This is a genomic window from Streptomyces formicae, from assembly GCF_002556545.1.
Classification (GTDB): domain Bacteria; phylum Actinomycetota; class Actinomycetes; order Streptomycetales; family Streptomycetaceae; genus Streptomyces; species Streptomyces formicae_A.
This window is the reverse complement of the sequence record NZ_CP022685.1, coordinates 5,387,373-5,403,587: the sequence shown is the minus strand read 5'-3', so window position 1 is coordinate 5,403,587 and position 16,215 is coordinate 5,387,373. Positions and strand designations below refer to the sequence as shown.

Here is a 16,215-nt window from a genome sequence, read left to right as displayed (position 1 = left end):
TACGCACACGCCGATCACCCTCCGCGACGATCCCGCTCTCAGTTCCGCTCTCAGTCCCGCTCCAGGATCGCCGTGACGCCCTGCCCGCCCGCCGCGCAGACGGAGATGAGACCGCGCCCCGGCCGCCCCCGCTCCGCGAGCAGCCGGGCGAGCGTCGCGACGATCCGCGCCCCGGTGGCCGCGAAGGGATGCCCGGTGGCGAGCGAGGACCCGGCGACGTTGAGCCGCTCCCTTGGCACGGTGCCGATGCCCCGCTTCTCCCACGCGGCCAGCGTCGCGAGGACCTGTGAGGCGAACGCCTCGTGGACCTCCACGAAGTCGAAGTCGCCGAGCCCGAGCCCGGCCCGCTCCAGCATCCTGGGCACCGCGCGGGCGGGCGCCATCAGGAGCCCGTCGTCGCCGCCCGCGACATCGCCGCGCACGAAGTCCACGGCGGCCGTCTCGCACGCGGTGAGATACGCGAGCGGTTCGGCGCCGCGCCGCGCGGCCCACTCCTCGCCGGCGAGCAGCACCACGGCCGCCCCGTCGGTCAGCGGCGTCGAATTGCCCGCCGTCATCGTCGGGTTGGGCCCGTCGAGGCCGAACACCGGCTTGAGCCTGGCGAGTTGCTCCACCGAGGACCCCGGCCGCAGGTTCTGGTCCCTGGCAAGCCCGCGGAACGGTACGACGAGGTCCTGGAAGAACCCCCGCTCGTACGCGGCAGCGAGCCGCTGGTGACTCGCGGCCGCCAGCTCGTCCTGCGCCGCGCGCCCGATGCCCCACGCGCGCGCGGTCACGGCGGCGTGCTCGCCCATCGAGAGCCCGGTGCGCGGCTCGGCGTTGCGCGGGACGTCCGGCACGACGTGCCGGGGCCGCACCCGCCCCAGCGCGCGCAGCCGCCCGCCCGGCGAGGTGGCCCGCCGGGCGGCGAGCAGGACCTTGCGCAGGTCGTCGTTGAGCCCGAGCGGCGCGTCGCTCGCGGTGTCGGCGCCACCCGCGATGCCGGACTCCACCTGCCCCAGCATGATCTTGTTGGCGACGGCGATGACGGCTTGCAGCCCGGTCCCGCAGGCCTGCTGGATGTCGTACGCGGGCGTCCTGGCATCGAGCGTCGACCCGAGGACGACCTCCCTCGCCAGGTTGAAGTCCCTGCTGTGCTTGAGCACCGCCCCGGCAACCAACTCCCCCACGGATCCCTCCCCTTGCAGGGAGTGGCGTGCCGCGAGACCGTCGACGGCCGCGGTGAGCATGTCCTGGTTGGACGCGGTCGCGTACGGCCCGTCGGAGCGCGCGAACGGGATGCGGCAGCCGCCGACCACGGCCACGCGTCGTACGGAAGGAAGGCTCATGTCTCGACCAGCTCCTGACCCTTGAGTAACCTTACTCGGAAGTAAATTTAGGACTCAGCTGGGAGTTGGACAATGGCCGACCGCTATCTGCACTTCACCGGCACCGCGCCCGGCCGCTTCCTCACCCGCCGCCTCGGCCTGCCCCGGCCGGTCGCACTGCGCCGCTGGTCGCCCGAACACCCGCGCCTGGACGGCGATGTGCTGCTCCTGACCACGGGCGGCTCCCGCCACACCGACGCCCTCGTGGAACTCCTCACCTCCCAGGGCCTGCCGCCCGCCACCGCGTCCTCCCGGCCCGCGGCGGTCGTCCTCGACGCGACGGGAGCGTCCTGCGTCGCCGACCTCACCGAGGTGCACACCGCGCTCCACCCCGTGGTCCGCTCGGTCGCCGACAACGGCCGCGTCGTCGTCATCGGCTCCCCGCCCGACCCCGCCGACCACCACCAGGCAGCCGCCCAACAGGCACTCGAAGGCTTCGTACGCTCCCTCGGCAAGGAACTGGGCCGCGGCCGCACCGCCAACCTCGTCCGCGTCCCCGGCCCGACCGGCTCCGCGTCCTCCACCCTCCGCTTCCTCCTCTCCCCCAAGTCCGCGTACGTCACGGGCCAGGTCATCGAGACCGGCCCCGAGGCGGCGGTGCGCGACCCCGACGACTGGGAGCGCCCCCTCGCCGGGCGTACGGCACTGGTCACGGGCGCCGCACGCGGCATCGGCGAAGCGGTGGCGGACGTCCTGGTCCGCGACGGCGCGCGCGTGGTCCTCCTCGACGTGCCCGCGGCCCAACAGGACCTGATCCGCGTGGCCGACCGCCTTGGCGGCACGGCGCTCCCCCTGGACATCACGGCGGACGACGCGGGCGAACGCATCGTCGCCGCGCTGCCCACCGACGGGGGCCTCGACGTCCTCGTCCACAACGCGGGCATCACCCGCGACCGCACCCTGGCGAACATGCCGCGCGACCGCTGGAACGCGGTGCTCGACGTGAACCTCGGCGCCGTCCTCTCCACCACGGACACGCTCCTGCGGACCGGGGTGCTGCGACCCGGCGGCCGGATCGTCGCCACCTCCTCGATCGCGGGGATCGCCGGGAACGCGGGCCAGACCAACTACGCGGCCAGCAAGGCCGGGATCATCGGCCTGACCCGTTCCCTCGCGCCCCGGGCGCTGGCGGAGCACGGCGTCACGGTGAACGCGGTGGCGCCCGGCTTCATCGAGACGAAGATGACGGCGGCGGTCCCTCTCCTGATCCGCGAGGCGGGTCGCCGCATGAACTCCCTGTCCCAGGGCGGGCTTCCCACGGACGTGGCGGAGGTGACGGCGTGGCTGGCTACGGGGGGTGTGAACGCGCAGGTGATCCGCACGTGTGGCCAGAGCCTCTTGGGCGCGTAGCGCGGGGCCCACGGGGTGGGTCGGGGCGTTGTCCCTGCCGGGTGGGTGGGGGAGGTGGTGGTATCTCCCCCACGTCCTGTGCGGTGTCACACCGGGGTTTCGCGCAGTTCCCCGCCGGGTGGGTGGGGGAGGTGGTGGTATCTCCCCCACGTCCTGTGCGGTGTCACACCGGGGTTTCGCGCAGTTCCCCGCGCCCCTTGAGGGGCGCTGCCGTTCGCGTTCGGCTGCGGGAGCGGCCACCGCCCGTCTGTGGGGCGGGGCCGCGGCCCGGTGGGGGCCGGGAACCCCCGCCGGGGGGCGGTCGCGAGCGCGCGCGAGGGGACGTGGGGGTATGTGCGCACGGAGCACATAAGTGAACGAGGCAAGGAAGCAAGTCCGTTGGCGGTCATCTGGGACGGCGAGTACGCACATACCCCCGCGGCCCCGCCCCACAACCGAACCCAAGGCGCAAGACCCGCACCCACCCGAGCCCCGCGACCCCACCCCCGGAAAGGACCCCCATGCCCCTCCTCCGCGCCGTACTGGCCTCCCCCTTCAAGCGCCCCCACCCCGACGCCCAGCCCCCCACCACCCACCTCCGCGAAGTCGCCCACGTCAAGCCCCCACACCTCGCCGCCTACGAACGCGTCTGCGGATTCGCCACCGGCCGCGGTCGCGACGACCTCCGCACCCTGCCGCCCACCTACCCGCACGTCCTCGCCTTCCCCCTGGCCATGCGCCTGATGTCCGCCAGGGACTTCCCGCTCCCGCTCCTCGGCCTCGTGCACACGTCCATCGACATCACCCAGCACCATGCCGTACACCCCACCGAGGCGCTCGAACTGGACGTACACGTCGCACAGTTGGCCCCGCACAGGCGCGGCACGGAAGCCACCCTCGCCACCGAGGCACGCACCACGGACGGCACCCTCCGCTGGGAGTCGCGCAGCACGTTCCTGGCCCGCCACAAGACGTCGGCCGGCTCCGGGCGACCGCGAGACGGGGCGACACCCGCCGGACCCGGCACCGACTGGCACCTCGCGTCCGACCTGGGCCGCCGCTACGCCTCCGTCAGCGGCGACCGGAACCCCATCCACCTGCACCCGCTGACCGCCCGCCCCTTCGGCTTCCCGCGCGCCATCGCCCACGGCATGTGGACCGCCGCCAGGTGCCTCGCGGCGCACGAGCCGACGCGGAACGCGGATCCCGAGTCGCCGCTGCACGTCCACGTCGAGTTCAAGGCCCCCGTCCCCCTCCCCTCCACCGTGACCTACACGGCCCGCGGCCCCGCCTTCGAGCTCCGCGCCACCGCCACCGGCAGGACTCACCTCACGGGGTCCAGCGCCGTCCTTCCATGAGGTCGCCGAGCCCCGCCCAGGCGAAGTTCATGAGGGTCGCCGCGGCCTCCTTCGCGGAGACGGTCGCGTCCGTGTTGGCCCAGTCGGCCAGCGACTCCGCCGCCCCGACCAGCGCCTGCGCGAGCCCGGCCACCTCGCGGTCGGGCAGCGCGGGGTTCCGGTGCGCCTCCCGCGCCGCCTCGGCGATCAGCAGCGTCACGAACGCGAGGATCTCCTCCCGCATCCCCGCGACCTCGGCGGCGAACGGCTCCCCGTGCGTACGCGCCTGGGCGTGCAGCACCGCCCACCCGTCGGGCCGCTCCGCGGTGTGCTCGAAGAACGCCGTGAGCCCGGACCAGAGTTGCCGGTCGGCGGGCTCCGCCGCCGACACCCCGTCACGCACCGCGGCGACGAGCGCGGCGGCCTCCCGCCGGATGCAGGCGGTGAAGAGCTCTTCCTTGGAGTTCAGGTAGAGGTAGACCAACGGCTTGGAGACTCCGGCGAGTTCGGCTATCTCGTCCATGGATGCGGCCCGGTACCCCCGCTGCCCGAAGATCCGCACCGCGGCGTCCATCATCTGCTGCTCACGCACGGCACGCGGCATCCGCTTCTGCCGCTGCTTCTCGACCACGTCAGTCCCCGTCTTCCCGCGCGACCCCGTCCGAGGTCAGCGTACGGTCAACGGAGGTCAGGACACGATTGACGGAGCCCCGCTCCGGAATGGTTCCGGGGCGGGGCTCCAGGGGTCGAAAGGAGACCCGGGGACTCAGGCGGCCGCAGCCACCGCACGCGACGAGGGCGACTCGTCGAAGTCGTCCAGCGGGGACGCCGACGCGCTCTCGTACGCCGTGTGGTCGAGGATCTTCTCGCGGGCCGCGACGATCACCGGGACCAGCGCCTGCCCGGCCACGTTGGTGGCGGTGCGCATCATGTCGAGGACCGGGTCGATGGCGAGCAGGAGGCCCACGCCTTCCATCGGCAGGCCGAGCGTCGACAGGGTCAGCGTCAGCATGACCGTGGCGCCGGTGAGACCGGCGGTGGCGGCGGAGCCGACGACCGAGACGAACGCGATGAGCAGGTACTCCTTGATGCCCAGGTTCACGTCGAAGATCTGCGCGACGAAGATCGCGGCGATCGACGGGTAGATCGCGGCGCAGCCGTCCATCTTCGTCGTGGCGCCGAAGGGCACCGCGAAGGACGTGTACTCCTTCGGCACGCCGAGGCGCTCGGTGACCTTCTGGGTGATCGGCATGGTGCCGACCGAGGAGCGCGAGACGAAGGCCAGCTGGATCGCGGGCCAGGCGCCCTTGAAGAACTGGAGCGGGTTGACCTTGGCGACGAACGCGAGCAGCAGCGGGTAGACGCCGAACATCACCAGGGCGCAGCCGATGTAGATGTCCGCGGTGAACGTCGCGTACTTGCTGATGAGGTTCCAGCCGTAGTCCGCGATGGCGAAGCCGATGAGGCCGATGGTGCCGATCGGGGAGAGCTTGATGACCCACCACAGGGCCTTCTGGAGGAGGGCGAGGACGGACTCGCTCAGCTCCAGGATCGGCTGGGCCTTGTCACCGATCTTCAGTACGGCGATGCCGGCGACGGCGGCCATGAAGACGATCTGCAGGACGTTGAGCTCGGTGAAGGGCGTGATGACGTCCGTCGGGATGATCCCGGTCAGGAAGTCGATCCAGGAGCCCGCGTGGTCGGGGGCCTTGCCGTCCTTCGGGGTGAGGCCGGTGCCGGAGCCCGGGTTGGTGATCAGACCGATGGTGAGGCCGATGGCCACCGCGATCAGCGACGTGATCATGAACCAGAGCAGGGTGCGGGTGGCCAGGCGCGCGGCGTTGTTGACCTTCCGCAGGTTGGTGATCGACACCAGGATCGCGAAGAAGACGAGCGGGGCGACCGCCAGCTTCAGGAGCCCGATGAAGGTGTCGCCGACCTTGGAGAGGGTGGTGACGAGCCAGTCGACGTCCTGGTCACGGGCGATCCAGCCGAGCAGGACACCCAGGACGAGGCCGCCGAGGATCTGCGCCCAGAAGGGGATCTTGAGGAACTTGGGTATCCGGAAGCCGGACTCGGGCTTCTCGGTGTCGCCTGCCTTGTCGGCGGGCGTCGCGGAATTCGCGGACACGGACACACTCCGGTGAGGAAAGTCAGGGGGTTGGGGACGTACGGGAGCGGCGACCGCGAAGGGTCAGCGGCGTCGCTGCAGCGGGGATCACGATCAGACGTGACAGGCCGCGGACATGCAGCGGCAGAGGTCGACATGCAGGCGCGCCACGAGCGGGACGCTCATGGCGTTGCGGTGCGCTGCTGCTGTCTTCATGTCGAACACGTTAACACTTGTACTTTGAGAACATCAAAGGTCTTGTTTGAGGTAAGCGGAGCGACGGGCCCCGCTTGATCCGTTTCCCGGCGGCCCCAACTGCCCCGCGACGCACGGAACCCCGGCCCCGGAGCGATGCGCTCCAGGACCGGGGTCCCGAGAAGTGTGTGACGAAGCTTACGAGCTTCGAGGCGGACGGCTTCGAGGCGTACGAGCCTGGTGTCGTCAGCCCTGCGTCCGCGCGCGGGCGACGTCGTCAGCCTCGTCCTCCTGGGTGCGGTTCGCCTCCAGGTTGGCCTTGGTGCGGTCCACGCGCGCGACGACCGTGGCCGACGCGCGGTCCCGCTCCTTGCGCAGCGCCACGAAGCTGATGGGCGCGGAGATGATCAGCGAGAGCAGCAGCACCCACAGCATGTTCGAGTCGCCGAGCCCACGCGGCAGGATCTCGGAGTAGACGAGGCCCCAGACGACCAAGAAGCAACCCACGAAGATCCCGAGGCGCATCAGCGTGTAGCGGAGCATGTCAATCCACTCTTCCGTTCCGAAATGGGCCCGAGCTGGACGAGCCTCTCCAGTGAAGCATGGGAGGGCCCGCGTCCGGCAAGGGGGTGCCCCGTCCTACGGCAACGGCAGCAGCATCGTGATGTCGTCGCGGTCGTCGCCGGGAGCCACCCGGATCGCGCCGGGCACCCGCCCGACCTCCTTGTATCCGCAGGAGGCGTAGAAGCGGTCGACGCCGGTGCCGCCGCGGCAGGTGAGCCGGATCGCCTCGACGCCGTCGAGGGAGCGGGCCGCGTCCGCGACGGCGGCCATCAGGTCGCGCCCGTACCCCTTGCCCTGGTGGCGCGGGTGCACCATCACGACGTACAGCCAGATCCAGTGCTTCATCAGGCGGTGCTGGTTGTACGCGAGGAAGGCGGTCGCGGCGACGGCGCCCTCCTCGTCGTACCCCACGAGCAGCCGGGTGCGGCCCTCGCTCAGCTCGGCCAGGCGCTTGATCCACTCCGGGCGTATCTCGTCGACAGTCACGGGCGGGACGAAGCCGACGGCCCCGCCCGCGTTGGACACGTCGGCCCAGAGCGCGAGGACGCCGTCGCGCAGCGCCGGGTCGACCTCCGGGTCCAGCTGAAATGTAAGTGCCATGCGGTGAAGTTAACTATTACTAGCGCGGTGCCTCAACCGCATTCCGCATCCCGGACGGAGAACGCGACGAGCCCCGGCCGTGCGGGCCGGGGCTCGGGTGAGGAACGGAGGCGGGTCAGACCCGCATCGCCTGCGGCGTCTCCCGCAGCGTCAGGTCGGGACCCTCGTACTCGCGGATCGCCTCGTAGCGCGTGTTCCGCTCGATCGGGCGGAAGCCCGCCTCGCGGATCAGGTCGAGCAGGTCCTCGCGGGTCAGCTTGTTCGGCGTACCGAAGTTGTCCGCGTCGTGCGTGATCTTGTACTCGACGACCGAGCCGTCCATGTCGTCCGCGCCGTGCTGGAGCGCGAGCTGCGTGGTCTGCAGGCCGTGCATCACCCAGAAGACCTTGACGTGCGGGACGTTGTCGAAGAGGAGGCGGGAGACCGCGAAGGTCTTGAGGGCCTCCGCGCCGGACGCCATCGTGGTGCGCGCCTGGAGCTTGTTGCGGACCTTGCCGTCCTGCATGTCCACGAAGTCGTGCTGGTAGCGCAGCGGGATGAAGACCTGGAACCCGCCGGTCTCGTCCTGGAGTTCACGCAGCCGCAGGACGTGGTCGACCCGGTGCCTGGGCTCCTCGATGTGGCCGTACAGCATCGTGCACGGGGTCTTGAGGCCCTTCTCGTGCGCGAGCCGGTGGATGCGCGACCAGTCCTCCCAGTGGGTGCGGTGGTCGACGATGTGCTGGCGCACTTCCCAGTCGAAGATCTCCGCACCGCCGCCGGTCAGCGATTCGAGGCCCGCCTCGATGAGCTCGTCCAGGATGCCGGAGGCCGACATGCCGGAGATCGTCTCGAAGTGGTGGATCTCGGTGGCCGTGAACGCCTTCAACGACACGTTCGGGAGCGCCTTCTTGAGCTCGCTCAGCGAACGCGGGTAGTAGCGCCACGGCAGGTTGGGGTGCAGGCCGTTGACGATGTGCAGCTCGGTGAGGTTCTCGCCCTCCATCGCCTTGGCGAGGCGGACGGCCTCCTCGATGCGCATCGTGTACGCGTCCTTCTCGCCCGGCTTGCGCTGGAACGAGCAGTACGCGCAGGACGCGGTGCACACGTTCGTCATGTTGAGGTGACGGTTGACGTTGAAGTGCACGACGTCGCCGTTCTTGCGCGTGCGCACCTCGTGGGCGAGGCCGCCGAGCCAGGCCAGGTCGTCCGACTCGTAGAGCGCGATGCCGTCCTCACGGGACAGCCGCTCGCCGTCGCGGACCTTCTGCTCAAGATCGCGCTTGAGACCTGCGTCCATGCCTTCGCCCTTACCTCTCACCGCGACCTGCGCGCCCTGCCACAAACTCCGCCAACCGTACTCCCCCGCCCACCGGGCGGGCGGTGCGGCCTACACCTCTTCGGGAAGCTCCCCGACGCGGTTCTCCCACTTGGTCGAGAGCACGATCGTGGTGCGCGTGCGGGAGACCCCCCGGGTGCCGCTGAGTCTGCGGATCGTCTTCTCCAGGCCGTCCACGTCGCTGGCCCTGACCTTGAGCATGTACGAGTCGTCGCCCGCGATGAACCAGCAGTCCTCGATCTCGTGCAGGTCCTTCAGGCGCCGCGCCACGTCCTCGTGGTCGGCGGCGTCGGAGAGCGAGATGCCGATGAGGGCGATGACACCGAGACCGAGCGACGCGGAGTCGACGGTCGCGCGGTAGCCGGTGATGACACCGGCCGCTTCGAGGCGGTTGATCCGGTCCGTGACGCTGGGCCCTGAGAGGCCCACGAGCCGCCCGAGTTCGGCGTACGAGGCCCTGCCGTTCTCCCGCAGGGCCTGGATGAGCTGCCTGTCCACGGCGTCCATAGGTGCGATGCCTTTCATTATTCAGCGATACCGCGAGTCTATGTGTAGAATCTAAGGCGTAACAGGGTTTGCGCCCTGTGAATCTTTCTCAGTTTCAGCCGATCAACGACGATCCTTCAGGAGCGTGTCACCGTGTACTCGATCGAGATGGCCTACGCCCGCATGCGCGAGCTTCAGGACCTGGCCAACCGCTCGCGTGCCCACCAGCCCACCGCGCACAAGGCCGGCGCCCTCAGGAAGCGCGCCGCCAAGAAGCGCTAGTCCCCCCGGGAGCCCGAGCCGCCTCCGGATCCGGAGCCGAGCTCGCCCTCCCATCGGCGGTACAGGCCGTGCGGCACCCCTGCCGCGTCGAGCACCCGCCCGGCGACGAAGTCCACCAGATCCTGGATGTGCGTCGCCCCCGCGTAGAACGCCGGAGAGGCGGGCAGCACGATCGCGCCCGCCTCGTCCAGGCTCACCAAGTGCTTCAGCGTCTGCCCGTTCAGCGGTGTCTCGCGTACGCAGACCACCAGGCGTCGGCCTTCCTTCAGCGTCACGCTCGCCGACCGCTGCAGCAGGTCCTTCGAGAGTCCGAGCGCCACCCCGGCCACACACGCCGTGGACGCCGGAACGATCAGCATCCCCTTCGTCGCGTACGACCCCGACGAGGGCCCGGCCGCCAGATCACCGGCCGCCCAGTACCGCACGTCCGAGACGTCCGCGTCGAAGGTGTCCGGCTTCCCGTCCGCGCCCCGCGCCAGCCACTCCCGCAGGTCGTCGCGCCAGTGCGCGTCCCTGAAGGAGATCCCCGTCTCGTCGAGCAGGGTCAGCCGCGAGGCCCGGGACACGACCAGATCCACGCTCTCCCCGGCCGCGAGCAGCGCACGCAGCATGGAAGCGGCATACGGGGTCCCTGAGGCGCCGGACACCCCTACGATCCAAGGCTTACGCCGCGTATCTCCTGCGTTCACGCTGTGCAGCCTAGACCGTGAGCCCGCGGACGAGCAGATCGAGCAGCGCGCAGACGAACAGCGCGATGCCGATGAAGCCGTTGACTTGGAAGAACGCCCGGTTCAGCCGGGACAGGTCGGTCGGCTTCACGATCGAGTGCTCGTACACGAAGGCACCCGCGACGATCGCGAGCCCGAACCAGAAGAACCCGCCCGCGTCGCTGGCCGCCGCGTACCAGACGAGCAGCGCCGTGGTCACCAGGTGGCAGGCGCGGGCGCCCCAGATGGAGGCAGGGATGCCGAACCGCGCGGGCACCGACATCACGCCGACCTCGCGGTCCGTCTCCACGTCCTGGCAGGCGTAGATCAGGTCGAAGCCGCCGATCCACACGCCGACCGCGAGCCCGAGGATCACCGCCTGGCCCGACCACTCGCCGGTGATCGCGATCCACGCGCCGACCGGGCCCATCGCCTGCGCGATGCCGAGGATCGCCTGCGGGAAGTTCGTGAACCGCTTGCCGTACGGATAGACCACCATCGGGACCACCGCGACCGGCGCGAGCGCCAGGCAGAGCGGGTTGAGCAGCGCGGCCGAGCCCAGGAAGATCACGAGCGCGATGAGCGCGCCCGTCCACGCGGACTTCACGGACACCGCGCCGGTGACGAGCTCGCGGTGCGCGGTCCTCGGGTTGCGGGCGTCGATCTCGCGGTCGATGATCCGGTTCGCCGCCATGGCGAACGTGCGCAGGCCCACCATGCAGACGGTGACCAGGAGCAGCCGTCCCCAGTGGATGTTCTCGTCCAGCTGGAACATGGCGGTGAGCGCGGCGATGTAGGCGAAGGGCAGCGCGAAGACCGAGTGCTCGATCATGACGAGGCGCAGGAAGGCTTTGGTGCGCCCCGGCTGCGGGATCGCTGCGGAGGCTGAGCTCACAGTCCGTATTCCTTCCAGCGGCGGTCGACCGTCGCCGCCGTCTCCGGGTCGGACTCGACCATGTTCGGCCAGCCCCCGTCCCGTACGTAGCCCTCTTCGGGCAGCTTCTTCGTCGCGTCGATGCCCGCCTTGCCGCCCCAGAACTGCTGGTAGGAGGCGTGGTCGAGGTGGTCGACCGGGCCTTCCACGACGGTCAGGTCACGGGCGTAGTCGGTGTTGCCGAGCGCGCGCCAGGACACCTCGTGCAGGTTGTGCACGTCGCAGTCCTTGTCCACCACGATGATCAGCTTCGTCAGGGACATCATGTGCGCGCCCCAGATGGCGTGCATCACCTTCTGCGCGTGCTTCGGGTACTTCTTGTCGATCGAGACGATCGCGCAGTTGTGGAAGCCGCCCGACTCCGGCAGGTGGTAGTCGACGATGTCCGGGACGATCACCTTGAGCAGGGGCAGGAAGAAGCGCTCGGTGGCGCGGCCGAGGGGGCCGTCCTCCGTCGGCGGGCGGCCGACCACGATCGACTGGAGCAGCGGACGCCGCCGCATCGTCACGCAGTCGATCTTCAGCGCGGGGAACGGTTCCTGCGGCGTGTAGAAGCCCGTGTGGTCGCCGAAGGGGCCCTCGGGGAGCATCTCGCCGGGCTCGAGCCAGCCCTCGATGACGACCTCGGCGTGCGCGGGGACCTGGAGCGGGACCGTCTTGCAGTCGACCATCTCGACGCGCTTGCCCTGGATGAACCCGGCCAGCATGTACTCGTCCATGTCGCCGGGCAGCGGCGCCGTCGAGGCGTACGTCACGGCGGGCGGGCAGCCGAAGGCGATCGCGACGGGGAGCTTCTCGCCCCTGCGCGCTGCCACCTGGTAGTGGTTGCGGCTGTCCTTGTGGATCTGCCAGTGCATGCCGATGGTGCGCTTGTCGTGGCGCTGGAGGCGGTACAGGCCGAGGTTGCGCACCCCGGTGTCCGGGTCCTTGGTGTGGGTCAGGCCCAGGTTGAAGAAGGAGCCGCCGTCCTCGGGCCAGGTGAAGAGCGCGGGCAGCCGCTCCAGGTCCACGTCGTCGCCGGTGAGGACGACCTCCTGGACGGGCGCGCTGTCGGACTTCACCTTCTTCGGCGGTACGTGCGTCATCGCGCCGAGCTTCCCGAACGCCTCGCGCACCCCGACGAAGCCGTGCGGCAGCTCCGGCTTGAGCAGGCCGCCGATCTTCTCGCTGATCTCGCCGTACGACTTCAGGCCGAGCGCCTTGAGCAGGCGCCGGTCCGTGCCGTACACGTTCATCGCGAGGGGCATCGCCGAGCCGCGCACGTTCTCGAAGAGGAGCGCGGGGCCACCGGCCTTCTGGACGCGGTCGGTGATCTCGCCGACCTCCAGGTACGGGTCGACCTCGGCCTTGATGCGCTTGAGATCGCCCTCGCGCTCCAGTGCACGGAGCAGGGAGCGAAGATCGTCATAAGCCATGCGCTCCAGTATCCGGCACCGGCTACCCTGGCCCCGTCACCGGGGGCTCGCACCGCCCCCAGCCACCACCGCTTGGGGGATCGCACCACCATGCTCAGGTATCTGCCGTTCCTGCTGGTCCTGGCGGTGTGGATCTATGCCTTCATCGACGTCCTGAACACCCCGGAGAAGGAAGTCAGGCACTTCCCCAAGGTGGTGTGGGTCATCCTCGTCCTGCTCTTCGGCGAGGTGCTGCTCGGCCCGATCGCCTGGTTCGTCACCGGCAAGAAGCGGCGGGGGCCCGGCGCGGGCGGCGCCGGAAGGGGCCGCACCCAGTGGGTGGCGCCCGACGACAACCCGGAGTTCCTGAAGTCCCTCAGGGACGACAAGCCCGAGACCCCCGACGACGAGCAGAAGAAGCGGGACAAGGGCAGCGACAGCTGATGGAGCTGCGGCTGCTCGTGACCTTCGAGAAGGTCGCCACCGTCCTCAGCTTCACCCGTGCCGCCGCCGAGCTGAAGTACGCCCAGTCCAGCGTGACCAGCCAGGTCCGCGCCCTGGAGACGTCGCTGGGCACCGAGCTCTTCGACCGGCTCGGCAGCCGGATCCGGCTCACCGAGGCGGGCGAGCGGCTGCTCCCCTACGCCCGGCAGATCATCGAGCTCACCGAGGAGGCGCGGGCCGCGGTCGTCGGCGCCGAGGAACCCTCCGGCGCCGTCGCGGTCGCCACCATGGAGTCGCTGACCTCCTACCGCCTTCCGCCGCTCCTGGAACTCTTCCACCACCGCTATCCCGGCGTACGGCTCTCGCTGCGTACGACCATCGGTGATGCCACCAAGGAGGCGCTGCGGCAGGGCACCTACGACGTGGGTTTCCTCATGGAGCGCGAGCGCGTCCACCCGGGCCTGGAGACCGAGGTGCTGGCCGAGGAGCCGCTCGCCCTGGTCGCCGCGCCCGCGCACCCGCTGGCCGCCCGCTCCGCCGTGACGACGGCCGAGCTGACCGAGGTCTCGCTGCTCGCGACCGAGCCGGGCTGCGCCTACCGCGACCTGTTCGAGCAGGAGCTCGTCTCCCTCGCCCCGCACGGGGTCTCCTTCATGGAGTTCGGCACGATCGAGGCGACGAAGCAGGGTGCGTCCGGTGGGCTCGGCGTGGCGCTCCTGCCCGCCGTGACGGTCGGGCGCGAGCTGGCCGGAGGCACCCTCGTGCGGCTGCCGTGGGAACCGCCGTTCACCCTGTGGACACAGCTCGCCTGGCGCTCGGGGAAGCGTCTTCCCGCGCAGGTGCGGCTGTTCGTGGAGCAGGCCGTGCGGCTCGTGCGGGAGCAAGCGTCACCTTGAGGCTGGCGAGCACGATCAGCGGGACGCCGAGCGCCTGGACGAGTCCGATGTGGTGGCCGTAGACCGCCCAGTCGGCGACCATCGCGACGGCCGGGTAGGTGAAGGCGAGCACCGCGATCTTGGCGGTGGGCAGCTTCGCGTACGCCGCGTACATCAGGACGTACATCAGGCCGGTGTGGATCACGCCGAGTCCCGCGAGCCAGGCCCATCCGGTGCCGGTGCCGCTCATCGCGCCGAAGTCGGCGAAGGGGAGCAACAGCGGTATGCCCACGAGGACTTGGACCAGGGCGATGAGGTGGGGGCGGACTCCGGTGACGCGCTTGGTGACGAGCGTGGAGAGCGCGTAGAGCAGCGCGGCGAGCAGGGCGAGGCCGATGCCCGCGAGCGATCCCGCGTCGCCGGGGCGCACCCCGGAGACGAGCAGGAGGCCCGCGAACGCGGCGGCCAGCCAGCCCAGTTGGAAGCGGGAGAGGCGTTCGCGCAGGACGAGGGCGCTGAGCAGCACGAGGAAGAACGGCTGCGTGTGGTAGACGACGGTGGCCAGGGAGATCGAGGTGGCCTCGTACGCCGTGAAGAGGAACACCCAGTTGAAGACGATGAACACACCGCCGAGCGCGGCGAGTCCGAGCTTCTTGAGGGTGAGTCCGTGGTCGCGGAAGTAGCCCCGGGCGAACGCGTACGCGCCGAGGGCGAGGGCGCCGAACAGGACGCGGAAGAAGACGACGTTGAAGGCGCTCGCGCCGGATTCGACGACGAAGATCCCGAGGGTGCCCGAGAGCATCATGGCGGCGGTGAGCTGGGCCGTGCCCCGGTTCTCCAGGGCGTTCCTTGTGGTCATGCCAGGAACGTACGAGGGGGCGTGTGTGCTGGTCCACGCGCTGGTGGGGCGTTCTGCCGATGGGGCGATCGGCCCTGTCGATGAGGGCTGGCAGGGGGCCTGTGTGGGCACCATGTCAGGCATGAGCAGCGCATCCCGCATTCCCACGGTCGACCTGCGGCCCTGGCTCTCCGGCGATCCCGAGGCCCGCGCGCGGACGGCGCGCGTGGTGGACGGGGCCCTGCGCAGCGCGGGGTTCCTCCTGGTGACCGGGCACGGGGTCGACCCGGCCCTGCGCGCCACGATCCGGGAGTCGGCCCGTGGGTTCTTCCGTCTGCCCGACGAGGTGAAGCGGGCGTACGCGGTGCGGGTGGGCGGGCGCGGGTGGCTCGGGCCCGGGGCGGAGGCCAACAGCTATGCGGAGGGCACGGCGGCGCCGCCCGACCTGAAGGAGTCGCTGTCCTTCGCCGCGGACGAGCCGACGGGTGACCCGGTGGTGGACGCGGAGTGGTTCGCGCCGAACGCGTGGCCCTCGCAGACGCCGGGGCTGCGGGGTCCCGTGGAGGCGTACCTGCGGCAGATGCGGTCGCTCTCCGACCTCCTGCTCGAACTCCTCGGTGTCGCGCTGGGCGAGGGCGAGGACTTCTTCACCCGGCATACGGGACACCCCACGTGGGGCTTCAACATCAACTGGTACCCGGGCACCGAGGTCGTCGGGGTGCCGGAGCCGGGGCAGTTCCGCATCGGTGCGCACACCGACTTCGGCACGGTGACGGTCCTCGACCGGCAGGCGGGCCGGGGTGGGTTGCAGGTGTTCACGGAGGAGGGCGGCTGGGAGGACGCCCCGTTCGACCCGGACGCGTTCACGGTCAACATCGGGGACCTGATGGCGCGTTGGACCGACGGGCGGTGGCAGTCGGGCCGCCATCGGGTGCTGCCCCCACCGGCTGAGCTGCCCGCCGAGGAGCTGATGTCGCTGGTGTACTTCTACGAGTGCGATCCGGGCACGGACGTCCGGGGAGTCGACTCGCACGTGTACTTGCGGGGGCAGTTGGACGCGATCGCGGTGACGGAGGACGGGGAGTAGGGGCGGCCCGCGGCGCGGCTCAGTCGCCGCGCAGCACCAGCGTCAGGAGCCCAGGAAAGCGGGCGTCGAACTCCGCGCGGCGCAGGCGGTTCACGCGGCGGGGGCCCTCGTCGCGCTGCTCCACGAGACCCGCGGCGCGCAACGCCGTGAAGTGGTGGCTCAGCGCCGCCTTGCCGACGGAGACGTCGAAGCTGCCGCAGGACCTCGTCCAGTCGTCGGACGACGCCAACTCCCTTACCAGGTACAGGCGTACGGGGTCGGCGAGCGCGGCGAGGGCCGTCTGGACGGAGACCTCGTCGGGGTGCGTGTGCACCGGTGCCGCGCGGTGACTGGCCATGCTCCGTGCCT

At 70.5% G+C, this 16,215-nt stretch carries 18 protein-coding genes; 6 read left to right on the top strand and 12 right to left on the bottom strand.

All coding sequences use genetic code 11. The features are described from left to right. Positions 1 to 50: 50 nt before the first annotated feature. On the bottom strand, positions 51 to 1,328 hold the full coding sequence (locus KY5_RS23445) for an acetyl-CoA C-acetyltransferase (RefSeq protein ID WP_098244101.1): 1,278 nt from the start codon (positions 1,326 to 1,328) through the stop codon (positions 51 to 53). A 72-nt stretch (positions 1,329 to 1,400) separates the two neighbouring features. Between KY5_RS23445 and KY5_RS23440 the strand changes: the two genes are divergently transcribed. After that, complete coding sequence (locus tag KY5_RS23440) at positions 1,401 to 2,717, top strand: 3-oxoacyl-ACP reductase (protein WP_098244100.1); 1,317 nt, start codon at positions 1,401 to 1,403, stop codon at positions 2,715 to 2,717. 500 nt (positions 2,718 to 3,217) lie between these two features. Further along, the gene (locus KY5_RS23435) at positions 3,218 to 4,054 is read left to right on the top strand and encodes a MaoC family dehydratase (protein ID WP_098244099.1); all 837 of its coding nucleotides are present in this window, start codon (positions 3,218 to 3,220) and stop codon (positions 4,052 to 4,054) included. Here KY5_RS23435 and KY5_RS23430 read toward each other — a convergent pair. The 6 genes from KY5_RS23430 to KY5_RS23405 form a co-directional block, all read right to left on the bottom strand. Further along, entirely contained in the window at positions 4,026 to 4,637 is a 612-nt protein-coding gene (locus tag KY5_RS23430) for a TetR/AcrR family transcriptional regulator (RefSeq protein ID WP_098247429.1), read from the bottom strand. The two genes, KY5_RS23435 and KY5_RS23430, sit on opposite strands and share 29 nt — an antisense overlap. A gap of 162 nt (positions 4,638 to 4,799) precedes the next feature. Beyond that, on the bottom strand, positions 4,800 to 6,164 hold the full coding sequence (locus KY5_RS23425) for a dicarboxylate/amino acid:cation symporter (protein WP_098244098.1): 1,365 nt from the start codon (positions 6,162 to 6,164) through the stop codon (positions 4,800 to 4,802). 420 nt (positions 6,165 to 6,584) lie between these two features. Next, a complete protein-coding gene (locus tag KY5_RS23420; RefSeq protein ID WP_098244097.1) occupies positions 6,585 to 6,881 on the bottom strand; it encodes a DUF4229 domain-containing protein in 297 nt (98 codons plus the stop codon). Between the two features lie 96 nt (positions 6,882 to 6,977). Further along, complete coding sequence (locus tag KY5_RS23415; RefSeq protein ID WP_098244096.1) at positions 6,978 to 7,502, bottom strand: GNAT family N-acetyltransferase; 525 nt, start codon at positions 7,500 to 7,502, stop codon at positions 6,978 to 6,980. 115 nt (positions 7,503 to 7,617) lie between these two features. Continuing rightward, positions 7,618 to 8,781, bottom strand: coding sequence for an aminofutalosine synthase MqnE (gene mqnE / locus KY5_RS23410; protein ID WP_098244095.1), 1,164 nt, complete (start codon positions 8,779 to 8,781; stop codon positions 7,618 to 7,620). 90 nt (positions 8,782 to 8,871) lie between these two features. Beyond that, positions 8,872 to 9,327, bottom strand: a complete 456-nt coding sequence (locus KY5_RS23405) for an Lrp/AsnC family transcriptional regulator (RefSeq protein ID WP_055549590.1) — start codon at positions 9,325 to 9,327, stop codon at positions 8,872 to 8,874. A gap of 132 nt (positions 9,328 to 9,459) precedes the next feature. Between KY5_RS23405 and KY5_RS42955 the strand changes: the two genes are divergently transcribed. Beyond that, positions 9,460 to 9,588, top strand: a complete 129-nt coding sequence (locus tag KY5_RS42955; RefSeq protein WP_267894330.1) for a hypothetical protein — start codon at positions 9,460 to 9,462, stop codon at positions 9,586 to 9,588. On the opposite strand, the gene KY5_RS23400 is transcribed toward KY5_RS42955, so the two are convergent. From KY5_RS23400 to KY5_RS23390, 3 genes are read right to left on the bottom strand one after another with little or no spacing between them, the layout of a single operon-like run. After that, the gene (locus KY5_RS23400) at positions 9,585 to 10,277 is read right to left on the bottom strand and encodes a UbiX family flavin prenyltransferase (protein WP_098244094.1); all 693 of its coding nucleotides are present in this window, start codon (positions 10,275 to 10,277) and stop codon (positions 9,585 to 9,587) included. The two genes, KY5_RS42955 and KY5_RS23400, sit on opposite strands and share 4 nt — an antisense overlap. Positions 10,278 to 10,287: 10 nt before the next feature. After that, complete coding sequence (mqnP, locus tag KY5_RS23395) at positions 10,288 to 11,190, bottom strand: menaquinone biosynthesis prenyltransferase MqnP (protein WP_098244093.1); 903 nt, start codon at positions 11,188 to 11,190, stop codon at positions 10,288 to 10,290. Continuing rightward, positions 11,187 to 12,644 carry a menaquinone biosynthesis decarboxylase gene (locus tag KY5_RS23390; protein WP_098244092.1) on the bottom strand — a complete coding sequence of 486 codons (1,458 nt, stop codon included), beginning with the start codon at positions 12,642 to 12,644 and terminating at the stop codon, positions 11,187 to 11,189. Before KY5_RS23390 ends, mqnP begins: the two co-directional genes overlap by 4 nt. Before the next feature lie 90 nt (positions 12,645 to 12,734). Between KY5_RS23390 and KY5_RS23385 the strand changes: the two genes are divergently transcribed. After that, positions 12,735 to 13,067, top strand: a complete 333-nt coding sequence (locus KY5_RS23385) for a PLD nuclease N-terminal domain-containing protein (RefSeq protein ID WP_098244091.1) — start codon at positions 12,735 to 12,737, stop codon at positions 13,065 to 13,067. Next, on the top strand, positions 13,067 to 13,963 hold the full coding sequence (locus KY5_RS23380) for a LysR family transcriptional regulator (protein WP_098244090.1): 897 nt from the start codon (positions 13,067 to 13,069) through the stop codon (positions 13,961 to 13,963). The genes KY5_RS23385 and KY5_RS23380 overlap by 1 nt, the downstream gene beginning before the upstream one ends. On the opposite strand, the gene KY5_RS23375 is transcribed toward KY5_RS23380, so the two are convergent. Continuing rightward, complete coding sequence (locus KY5_RS23375; protein ID WP_098244089.1) at positions 13,854 to 14,801, bottom strand: DMT family transporter; 948 nt, start codon at positions 14,799 to 14,801, stop codon at positions 13,854 to 13,856. The genes KY5_RS23380 and KY5_RS23375 overlap by 110 nt on opposite strands. A gap of 121 nt (positions 14,802 to 14,922) precedes the next feature. Between KY5_RS23375 and KY5_RS23370 the strand changes: the two genes are divergently transcribed. Next, positions 14,923 to 15,867, top strand: a complete 945-nt coding sequence (locus KY5_RS23370) for an isopenicillin N synthase family dioxygenase (RefSeq protein WP_098247428.1) — start codon at positions 14,923 to 14,925, stop codon at positions 15,865 to 15,867. Positions 15,868 to 15,886: 19 nt separating this feature from the next. Here KY5_RS23370 and KY5_RS23365 read toward each other — a convergent pair whose 3' ends face one another. Next, positions 15,887 to 16,204 carry an ArsR/SmtB family transcription factor gene (locus KY5_RS23365; protein WP_098244088.1) on the bottom strand — a complete coding sequence of 106 codons (318 nt, stop codon included), beginning with the start codon at positions 16,202 to 16,204 and terminating at the stop codon, positions 15,887 to 15,889. Positions 16,205 to 16,215: the final 11 nt, after the last annotated feature.

What these genes read in the sequence shown, in the direction of transcription:
- KY5_RS23445 (WP_098244101.1), bottom strand. Translation starts at nt 1,328, where the DNA reads ATGAGCCTTCCTTCCGTACGACGCGTGGCCGTGGTCGGCGGCTGCCGC.
- KY5_RS23440 (WP_098244100.1), top strand. Translation starts at nt 1,401, where the DNA reads ATGGCCGACCGCTATCTGCACTTCACCGGCACCGCGCCCGGCCGCTTC.
- KY5_RS23435 (WP_098244099.1), top strand. Translation starts at nt 3,218, where the DNA reads ATGCCCCTCCTCCGCGCCGTACTGGCCTCCCCCTTCAAGCGCCCCCAC.
- KY5_RS23430 (WP_098247429.1), bottom strand. Translation starts at nt 4,637, where the DNA reads ATGCCGCGTGCCGTGCGTGAGCAGCAGATGATGGACGCCGCGGTGCGG.
- KY5_RS23420 (WP_098244097.1), bottom strand. Translation starts at nt 6,881, where the DNA reads ATGCTCCGCTACACGCTGATGCGCCTCGGGATCTTCGTGGGTTGCTTC.
- KY5_RS23415 (WP_098244096.1), bottom strand. Translation starts at nt 7,502, where the DNA reads ATGGCACTTACATTTCAGCTGGACCCGGAGGTCGACCCGGCGCTGCGC.
- mqnE (WP_098244095.1), bottom strand. Translation starts at nt 8,781, where the DNA reads ATGGACGCAGGTCTCAAGCGCGATCTTGAGCAGAAGGTCCGCGACGGC.
- KY5_RS23405 (WP_055549590.1), bottom strand. Translation starts at nt 9,327, where the DNA reads ATGGACGCCGTGGACAGGCAGCTCATCCAGGCCCTGCGGGAGAACGGC.
- KY5_RS23390 (WP_098244092.1), bottom strand. Translation starts at nt 12,644, where the DNA reads ATGGCTTATGACGATCTTCGCTCCCTGCTCCGTGCACTGGAGCGCGAG.
- KY5_RS23385 (WP_098244091.1), top strand. Translation starts at nt 12,735, where the DNA reads ATGCTCAGGTATCTGCCGTTCCTGCTGGTCCTGGCGGTGTGGATCTAT.
- KY5_RS23380 (WP_098244090.1), top strand. Translation starts at nt 13,067, where the DNA reads ATGGAGCTGCGGCTGCTCGTGACCTTCGAGAAGGTCGCCACCGTCCTC.
- KY5_RS23375 (WP_098244089.1), bottom strand. Translation starts at nt 14,801, where the DNA reads ATGACCACAAGGAACGCCCTGGAGAACCGGGGCACGGCCCAGCTCACC.
- KY5_RS23370 (WP_098247428.1), top strand. Translation starts at nt 14,923, where the DNA reads ATGAGCAGCGCATCCCGCATTCCCACGGTCGACCTGCGGCCCTGGCTC.
- KY5_RS23365 (WP_098244088.1), bottom strand. Translation starts at nt 16,204, where the DNA reads ATGGCCAGTCACCGCGCGGCACCGGTGCACACGCACCCCGACGAGGTC.